The organism is Methyloterricola oryzae (assembly GCF_000934725.1).
GTDB classification, from domain to species: Bacteria; Pseudomonadota; Gammaproteobacteria; order Methylococcales; family Methylococcaceae; genus Methyloterricola; species Methyloterricola oryzae.
The window spans coordinates 50,013-58,431 of sequence record NZ_JYNS01000021.1; the positions used below are offsets into that span (position 1 = coordinate 50,013).

At 57.3% G+C, this 8,419-nt stretch carries 9 protein-coding genes and 1 pseudogene; 4 read left to right on the forward strand and 6 right to left on the reverse strand.

The genetic code is table 11. The features are described 5' to 3' along the window. Nucleotides 1-75 precede the first annotated feature (75 nt). Nucleotides 76-228, forward strand: coding sequence for a hypothetical protein (locus EK23_RS24010; RefSeq protein WP_200892190.1), 153 nt, complete (start codon nt 76-78; stop codon nt 226-228). Between the two features lie 118 nt (nt 229-346). Beyond that, nucleotides 347-577 (forward strand): hypothetical protein, encoded by a 231-nt coding sequence (locus EK23_RS24015; RefSeq protein WP_200892191.1) that lies wholly within the window; start codon nt 347-349, stop codon nt 575-577. Nucleotides 578-586: 9 nt separating this feature from the next. Here EK23_RS24015 and EK23_RS18970 read toward each other — a convergent pair whose 3' ends face one another. The 6 genes from EK23_RS18970 to EK23_RS18995 form a co-directional block, all read right to left on the reverse strand. Further along, nucleotides 587-1,441: a protein NO VEIN domain-containing protein gene (locus tag EK23_RS18970; protein WP_082054344.1), complete on the reverse strand. Its 855-nt coding sequence runs from the start codon at nt 1,439-1,441 to the stop codon at nt 587-589. Next, on the reverse strand, nt 1,438-3,249 hold the full coding sequence (locus EK23_RS18975; protein WP_052808359.1) for an SNF2-related protein: 1,812 nt from the start codon (nt 3,247-3,249) through the stop codon (nt 1,438-1,440). Before EK23_RS18975 ends, EK23_RS18970 begins: the two co-directional genes overlap by 4 nt. Nucleotides 3,250-3,253: 4 nt before the next feature. Beyond that, the gene (locus tag EK23_RS18980; protein ID WP_045226971.1) at nt 3,254-4,588 is read right to left on the reverse strand and encodes a hypothetical protein; all 1,335 of its coding nucleotides are present in this window, start codon (nt 4,586-4,588) and stop codon (nt 3,254-3,256) included. 8 nt (nt 4,589-4,596) lie between these two features. After that, complete coding sequence (locus EK23_RS18985; protein WP_052808360.1) at nt 4,597-5,055, reverse strand: BglII/BstYI family type II restriction endonuclease; 459 nt, start codon at nt 5,053-5,055, stop codon at nt 4,597-4,599. A gap of 96 nt (nt 5,056-5,151) precedes the next feature. Next, nucleotides 5,152-6,138, reverse strand: coding sequence for a DNA-methyltransferase (locus EK23_RS18990; RefSeq protein ID WP_082054348.1), 987 nt, complete (start codon nt 6,136-6,138; stop codon nt 5,152-5,154). Nucleotides 6,139-6,667: 529 nt separating this feature from the next. After that, entirely contained in the window at nt 6,668-7,030 is a 363-nt protein-coding gene (locus EK23_RS18995) for a helix-turn-helix domain-containing protein (protein ID WP_045226972.1), read from the reverse strand. 572 nt (nt 7,031-7,602) lie between these two features. On the opposite strand from EK23_RS18995, the gene EK23_RS19000 reads away from it, so the two are divergent. Next, nucleotides 7,603-7,944 (forward strand): TrfB-related DNA-binding protein, encoded by a 342-nt coding sequence (locus EK23_RS19000; protein ID WP_045226973.1) that lies wholly within the window; start codon nt 7,603-7,605, stop codon nt 7,942-7,944. A gap of 147 nt (nt 7,945-8,091) precedes the next feature. Then, nucleotides 8,092-8,419: pseudogene (locus EK23_RS24330) on the forward strand (hypothetical protein); the annotation flags it as partial.

The window sequence follows — 8,419 nt, forward strand, 5'->3', positions numbered from 1 at the left end:
AGGCTAGCTAGTAGCTTAAGTCGGCTGGCTGTTCCATTGCTCCCCGAACCCCGGGTTGGCGGACGGCCTAAGGGATTGTCGCCGCAGGCCGAAGCCACGGCGCTGGCCGCCGAGACTCTTTATCGTGAGCGTAAGCTGTCGGTTGCCGCCATCGCGCAGAAGCTGCATCTGTCCAAGAGCACGCTGTACAGCTACTTACAGCATCGCGGCGTGGGGATCGGCACCTAAAAGAAGTCGGCGCGGAACGTATCCAGTCCGGTGAAGAATGACAACACGGGTATCGACCCAACCCAGGTCGCCACAATCCTATTGACACTAAGGATCGATCGAAAACAACAACAAGTTCGTGCGCGGCAAGAAACGAGCGCTGGAGAACGTAGAGCGCTGCTGTTTGGAAGCATTCGACGCCAAGCGGCTGGCTCATGGCGAATACGATCTGAAGGTTCCCTACAGCAGCGAGAAGGACCTTGATAAACGGGTGAGCGACCTGCTGGCTGACATTACCAGCGAGGCGGATGACCGCCATTGTTTCTCAGAGAGTGAAGCCCGGATGGAGGGTACTGGTCGCTCTTGGTGAGGACTTAAGTCAGGGCAGGGCGACCGTCCGGAACGCGTAGCCGAAAGCGGCGAACGGTATACGCACAGACTGCCATGATCCCATTCCACCATCCGTGGGAGCGTGCTCTCGCACCTGAGCGGGATCCAGAACGGCGAGGCGCGGCGTCCCGCTCGACACGTCCCAAAGATGGAACGCGTGGAACAAAGCATCCTCGGCCACGTCCCATTCGTTGCGCGAGACGTGAAAACATCCGGCAAGGCCCTGCGTGCTCGCCTTCACCTCGATGACGAGTCTGCGCGAGTCTCCCATTTCGAGGCGCGACAGGACGTCGTATCCGTCCGAGTTGCTGTCCAAAGCGATCCACTTCGGCTCGATTCCCGTTCTGCGCTTCTCATATTCCAGCGTCAGGCGCTCGCCGGTTCTTCCTATCTCCGTCAGGGCTTCGTCTCTGGCCCCCCGTGCGCGGCTTGCCAAAGCGTCCCAGAAGGCCACAGTCTCGGCGTCGTCGTCATAAGCGAGTCCTGCCTCGACGAATATCTGTCTTAGCTCCTTCGGAGCGTGCATCAGCACCTCTCGACGGCCCGAGGACGCTAGTTGAAGCCATGGCGGATCTCGCGCGTCTATGTGGTCCAGCACCAGAACGCGCAGTTTGGCGCGATTACTCGGAGCGGCGAGAGCACGTTCGCCTCGCGTAGTCGGCTTGAGAAAGCCGTCCGTGCTTACCGACAGCCAGCGAATGTCCAGCGCAGCGTCTAGTATGTCCTGCGAGGGAACGGCTCCCAAGGATAGAGAGTGGACGGCCCCAGGGAGCAGAGGGTAGCGCTCCGCCACCGAGAGCAGTTCCATACAGCCGAAAGCCACGCTCGGGGACATAGGTCTCATATTCCGCCTCCCAGAGAGGCCAAAAGAGCTCTGACGTCCCCTTCGTCTAGCCCGTCCCCACCAAAGTCATCGTCCTCCTCGTCGGGGTCCATAGGCACCGGAGCGATTTTCAGGCCTGAGTCGTTCAGCGCGTCCGCCATCTGAGCCACCTTAAACTCCAGACGCTGGCGCACCGTCTCGTCCACGCTTCCGGAGCACTCGACGATTTCGATAATGGTCTGCTGATTAGCCGGGAGTCCGAGTCGATGAATGCGATCCTCGGATTGAAGATACTGCGCGGCGTTGAAGTTTCGGTCTAGATAGATCGCGTGGTGGCAGACCGTATGGAGGCTTATGCCCTCCCCTGCGGCGGCAGGGTTGGCGACCATCACCATGACCCCGGGATCGTCGTGGAAGAGGCGAATCTTCCCTTCGCGAGTCTCGTCGTCATCCTCGTCCCCGGCATCCACGCCGCCGTGAATGAAGACGGCCCCTAAGTCCTGAAGCTTCTCGGACAGGTATTCGACGTTCTTGACGAACGAAGACCAGATCAGCACCTTCTTGCCCTCGCGCGCCAAGGAGCGAGCTCGCTTCACGACGTATCGCAACTTCGGGCCGCGCCCTTCGGCGATGGCATCCGATAGCTCCTTCGAGTGCGCGAAGGTGATTTCCTCTGCCAGCAGAGCCGGGTTGGACACGAACTGAAGGATTCTGGCAACCGAGCGACCCAGATGCCTGAACCTCTGCCTGCCTGTTTGGCTCAGAGCCCTAGCCGCCTCCCGAGCGACCTCGCTTTTCATGAGTTCGTAGAGGCGCGCCTGAAGGGGGTCCATCGGGAGCGTCTTCCGCAGCCTGATTACCTCAGGAAGACCGAGTTCGCTCTTGTTCGTCCGCACATAGACGGGCTTGACCAAGTCGACGACGTTCTCCTCCGCAGCCTTGATTTCCGGGAAGAGGAAGTTGAACTGCGGAAGAAGATCTGACGAGGCCTGAGGCATCGGCGTTCCGGACATAACCAGCTTGCTGACGGGCAGATGGGAGAAGCCGAGAACGGCGTCCGTGGAGATGTTGTTTCTACCCTTGATTCGGTGGCTCTCGTCCAGGAACACGTGGACGCGCCGACCTGCGAGATGCTCGGAGATCGCTTCTTTCACTCGGGCGAGTTGCTGATAGCCGATGATCATGAAGCGCGGGTCCGCTCGCAACTGGCCTGGAATCTTGTCACCCTTCCTTAGTCGCACGAACGTTCCGACTCCAGGCAGGCACGAATCCACTTGCTCGTCCCAGGCGGCGAAGGCGTTCTTCGGCGCGATGACCAGCAGACGGTCTTCCGGCTGAGCTCGGCAGGCGAACGTCGCCAGCGCCTCGGTCGTCTTGCCCGCCCCAGGAACGGAGAACGTGGCTCCGGCCGGCAGCGCGCCGAGAAGTTTCACATTTCGAGTCTGCTGCGGTGTGAGGTTTCTGGCGAACCCGGCGGCTTTCAGTCTGCCCGCGAGTTCCTCGTCCGAGAGTCGAACGGCTTTGGTCGCCTGATCGTATCCAATAGCTCTTTGGTGCGCGGCTCCGAGATGGGCGTTGGCCGCCTCGGTGATTTTGAAGTGCTCTTCGTTTTTGAGCTTGAACCCCCTAACGAGGGCCAGAATTTCCGGTCGCAGCGCCAGGAAGCTCCACCACGGAACGCTCACGGCGGTCGCGCCCTCCGCGCTGGACTCCTTGGAGGAGGAGATGAGCATGTCCTTGGCTATTCCGACCCAGGCGGATTTCGCGTCAGCCTCATCCCAGTAGACGACGGCCCTGCGGTCACGCTCCCGGTAGTCGAAGACCAGCACGCTCTCAACCTTCCTTTTCGGCCAGCCAGGTTTCGATCGCCTCGACTCCGGACAGTATCTGCTCTAGTTGAGCCTTCACGCCCGCGATGGAGGTCTCCGGCCGCAATCCGTGACCGACGGCGTTCTGGATGAGCGTGTTGGCCCTCTTCAGCGTCTTCGCCAGGAAGTCCGCAGCCTCGCGCTCTCTGTCCTGTTCTTCCTGAGAGCGAATCACCTGGATCACGACCTCGCGAGCCTTCTCCAAGGACTCCTCGTCCTTTCGAATCTCCGCTACTAAGGCGATGGCGGGAGGTGGCGCGGCGATTCCGATGTCCTCCGGTTTCCCGCTGCCGAAGGCCATCTCCGCAGCCTCGTCCACTTCGGACGGAGGAAGAGGGAAAGCTTCAGCGAGTCCGGCCTTGACGGCCTCTAAATGCACCTTGACCTTGGGGATGACGGCGTAGAGGCGCTCGCCCGCGTCGCCCGAGTTAGCGATCAGCGAGAATGCGGCGTGCTTGATTATTTCCCTGTCGCTGGCGGAGTCCGTCGCGCTCAGGGCTTTCAGAAGCTCCTGGAAGGCATACTTGTCGCCGCTGACTTCGCTCCACGTGTTCGCTTTGCCGCGTGACTCCAAATATTCGGCGGCGAGATTCCGCATCGCGAGCAGATCCTCGATTCCGCTCTTCTTCTTTCCGTAGAGTTGGCAAAGTTGAGCGGTGCTAAACCCGTGAAGCTTCTGTTTCTGAAGCATCATGGCCGCCTCGGCGTCCCAAGTGTAGTCGCTACGAATGTCCTTCTCGATTTGCAGCTTTGCTTCCAGCCTGTCGAGCTCCTGCTCGTCGCAGTGAGGTAGGACGACGACGTCCACGTGGCTGAAATGCCCGTATTCCTTTGCGTCCTTCTGATAGAGCAGCCGCCAGCAGCAAAGACGACGGTTTCCGTTGAGCACGAATCCGTTTTCGTCCAGAAGCAGAGGATCGACCTGCTTGTTGGCCGACACCTCGAACTTGCGAAGGAGACCTTCCTCCTTGACCATGCCTTGGAGGATTTGATGCTGGGACTGCTGGATGTCCTCCAGTTCCGGATCTCCGCTGTCGAAGAAGTCCGGCTGATAGTTGTGAGTCGCGGCGAACTCCTGCTGGGCCGACGCCGTTCTTCCGTTGGCGATACGGTATTTGGGGAGGTTGATGGGTACGCGCAGGATGGGCAGGGATACAGTCTCGCCCTTGAAGTTCTCTATGCGATGCCTTTCGGCGTGAGGCTGAGCGAGGAGCTTCGTGAACTCCTCGCGCCGATCGATCAGCGGCCATCCGAGGAAAGACTGCTTGGGCGGAGGGGGAATGACGGACGCGACGGACATCAGGACTCCTATTCGAATGCGAAGACGGCTATGGGCATGTGGATGACCTTCCTGAATATTTGGAGCTCGGCTATCAGGCGATCCGCGTTAGCTATGTTCTGTCCGAGAACTCTGGCGGCCGGTGCCGCCGGAAGGACGAAGGCCGCCGCCTTGATCGAGTTCTCCATGTAAAGCTTCTGGAGCTTCAGGAGGTCCGCATACATGCGCGACATATTCCCTCCCGTCTGGATGCACAGCCCGACCCCGTTCTTCTTCGAGGCGATGGTTATCTTCGAAGGAGGCTCGACCTGCACCTCGCCGGACCAGCCGGCATTATCCAGTACCCGAACGAGCTCCTCCCGTATCTTCGCCGCCGACCCCTTCATGACGATGACGCTGCAGGAGGAGATCGCGTTCTCGATTTCCTGGCGCTCCTTCGATGGTAGGAGCGTGTCCGCACCTTGATGAGAGAGGAATGTGAACTTCACTGGTTTTCCTTGTGCTCGGCTCCGCTGACTAGCCTTCGCGGGGCCTCCGAATATTCGTGGAAAACGACATTCGCCTAGGACGTATAAACGGAGTGCCTAGCCAATGTCATTTACGCCGATTTTCGCCGGAACGTCCCTGTTCGTCGAGCTTTCGTCGATGACCGGCTTTGAGAGACTGCTGCGGGTATGGTCGTAGAGCGGCTGATCGTGAGGGCGGAAGCGAACGGAGCCTTCGTCGGTCTGACGCAGCCGTTCGAATCCCGAGGCGACGAATCCCTCGTCGAGCTCGCATCCCCAGAAGCGTCGTCCGTGAAGAAGCGACGCCACCCCTGCCGAGGCGACGCCGGCGAACGGGTCGAACACCAAGTCTCCCTCGCGACTCATCGAGAGAACGAGCCGCTCGATGAGGCCTACGGGGAACTGGCATGGATGCTCGGTCTTCTCGACGTGGTTGCTCTTCACGTTCGGGATGTTCCACACGTCCTCGGGGTTCTTGCCGAGCGGGTTCCCTGAGACCATCCCCTTCTTCGGCCCCTTGAAGTGCCGCTTGCCCGGGTATTTCGAGGGGACGCGGACAGAGTCCAGATCGAAGAAGTAGTCATCGCTCTTCGTATACCACATGACCGTCTCGTATCGTCCCGAGAACCGACGGCGGCTGTGCAGCCCGTGTCCGAAGTGCCAGATAATTCGATTGCGGAGTTGCAGGCGGTGCTTCTTGAAAATCGGGGCGAACTCTATGTCGAGTGGGGATATCTGTCCGTTGTCCACAAAGTTGCCGACCTGCCAGCAGATGGACCCCGTTTTCTTAAGCCGTGGAATAATGAGGTCGATGATTCGCTCCTGCCATTCGAGATAGCGGGAGAGATCGTCCGTGGTCTCGTAGGATTTTCCGATATTGTAGGGCGGGGAGGTGACCACGAGATCGAAAAGCGGCTCCTCCGGCAGCTTCGACAGAAAGGCCTCCGAGTCGCCGCGCCACAGAGCGGCTCTCGTGCCTAGAATGTCCTCCGGAGACGCTCTCTTAGCGTCCAGCAGAACGGCTTTTGCGCCCTTCTCCCCGTTCGGCCCTCGTCTTTTGGTCATGCAGGCTCTCGCGTTCTCTGCGTCCGTTTTTGTCGTGATTTGAAGCATCCGTTATCTTTGGCCCTGCGTCGTCAAACCGTCGCGGGGCAGCTTCCGTCGAAAAAACTCCACTCCGCGAAACCTTCTCGAAGGGCAGAGCCCCCTACCGTCATTTTCGCAGGTAAGCAAGGCTTGACACAACTCGAAAAGGGTTTCGTTGCTTAGCTGATAAGTCAGCGGATGGAGCCACCTTGCCAAGTTTTGCAACTTGAAGTGGCGTCAACCATCCAGTTCACTTTGGCACCACCGAACCTTCCATTTAGGCGATATGGTGGGGCTTCGTTAGCAGCAGCCCCCTTGCAATAAGAATGATCTGCAACAGCAAAGATCGCCACATTTTCGTCATTCGCGGCAGCGCCAGTGGCAAGGTAGCCAAAGGAACGGCACACAGCCATACTCTGGCTGTACGTTTAGAATGCGAACGAAAGGCGGGGTCTCAGTGTTGCTCATGAATCGGCCAGGTATCCCCTGCCCTCCTAGCGTTCCACTGTCACCTTCTTTTCTTTGTCGAAAGCTTCTTCTGTGTCTCAGCCGCTTTTCTCTTGACTAGATAAGCATCGAATTTCGGCAGGACTGCCGTGATTCGTTCATAACCTTCCGGGATTTTTTTGGGCTCTCCGATCCACGTCTCCCCGTCCTGCTCTTCAAAGAACTGCGGGAGCTCGATCTTCAATGCCGTCGCCAACGACTCCAGGATTTTGACAGAAGGGTTGCCGACGCCTCGCACGATGTCACAAACAAACGCGTAGCTGACACCAGAACGCCGAGATAGCTCGGCTTTGTTGATGTCACGTTCGATCATTAGACGGCAGAGGTTCTTGTGAAAAATCTCAAGATAGGATGGGTTGGCCATTTCTGTAATTCTTTTTAGCGGCTAAAAAAGACCCGGCGAATAATGTTTGATGAAATATTGATATATCGATTTAGCGTTACTTCTCCTTAATCTTTTGGATTACGAGATCGATCCTAAATTATCGAAATTATTATAGAAGCTGGGCTTTTGTGGAATGAGGAATTGTACTACCGCTATCAGAGACACGATGAAATCAGTGAATTTGAGTCAGGGAGGATTTCAGCCCATTGATTAGCTTGCTTCAAAGAGGACTAACACAATAAAACATCATTGACAAAGTAAACCTTGATATATTGGAAGTAAGCCTATTTTTGGAACTTGCTGTGATAGAGGAGAACAGCCCTGCCTCTCGGTCGCCTCGCCTTTGAAACTGACGAACGGCTCAGACATCGCTGGTCTTTATCGGACAGCGGATCAAAGTCCTCGGTTTGCCGACCATGATCAATCGAATCATTTCTCCGTGGCCAATGCACTATATTTTTATATTGACCAAGTTCAGTTTCCTAATTAGCATCTAGCCATCACCACCTGGCCTGCCGGTGGACACGACTTAAATCAATCATGATGGTTGTATGGCACGCTTATCCAAGATGGCCGGAGCGCTGACGGCTCCGGAGTTCGAAGCAGCACTGCGGCGGCATCCGAGGTTGTCCGACAAGGCGAAAGAGGTTGCCAGGGCCGTCCTAGTCGATGGCCGCACCTTCGAGGAAGTAACGGAGAAGTACAGCACCAGCAAACAGCTTGCCCACGTCTGGGCCAGCAAGATTTACAACGCGTTCGCACCGACGGGATGGGTCTCCGAAATGGTAGTGCTCCCCCCCGAACTGATGGCCCATGTGCGCGAAATGGAACGCGAAGCACGAGAGGAATGGCAGGCTTCGCTTGGCGCTCCTCGTATCGTCCGCAGAGCGTGATGTCTCATCGATTATTCGTCCGGTGGCCACATGGAGGCTTACCGTCTCGAATTATGTTCATCCACGATAGAAAAGGCGGTTCGCTACTTACCCGCTAGCGATTCAACAAAAAGGCTGCCGGCCGTCGCTTCATTTCAAGGAGATGCTATGACAAGTGACGATGACGATTTGCCCCGTCCTTCCAAGGGGATTGTTATTCGCGGTCCATACAACTGTCTTCAGATGGACCTTTTCAGTAGTTTTGTTTGTAACGGCGATGGGGAGAGGGAACGTCTATCCAACGCTATAGACATTTGGGACAGCACACCGCGCTATTCGATTTCTCGCAAAGAGCAAACAAAGCGGCGTGATCCGAACGGAGGTTTGCCGCTCTTAACGATCCCATTCGAGTATAGAGGCCAGCACTATTCCGCCATCATCCAGCCAGCGATGGTTCAGGATGGCGACAAAACCTCTGCGTTCTATCCCAGTGCAA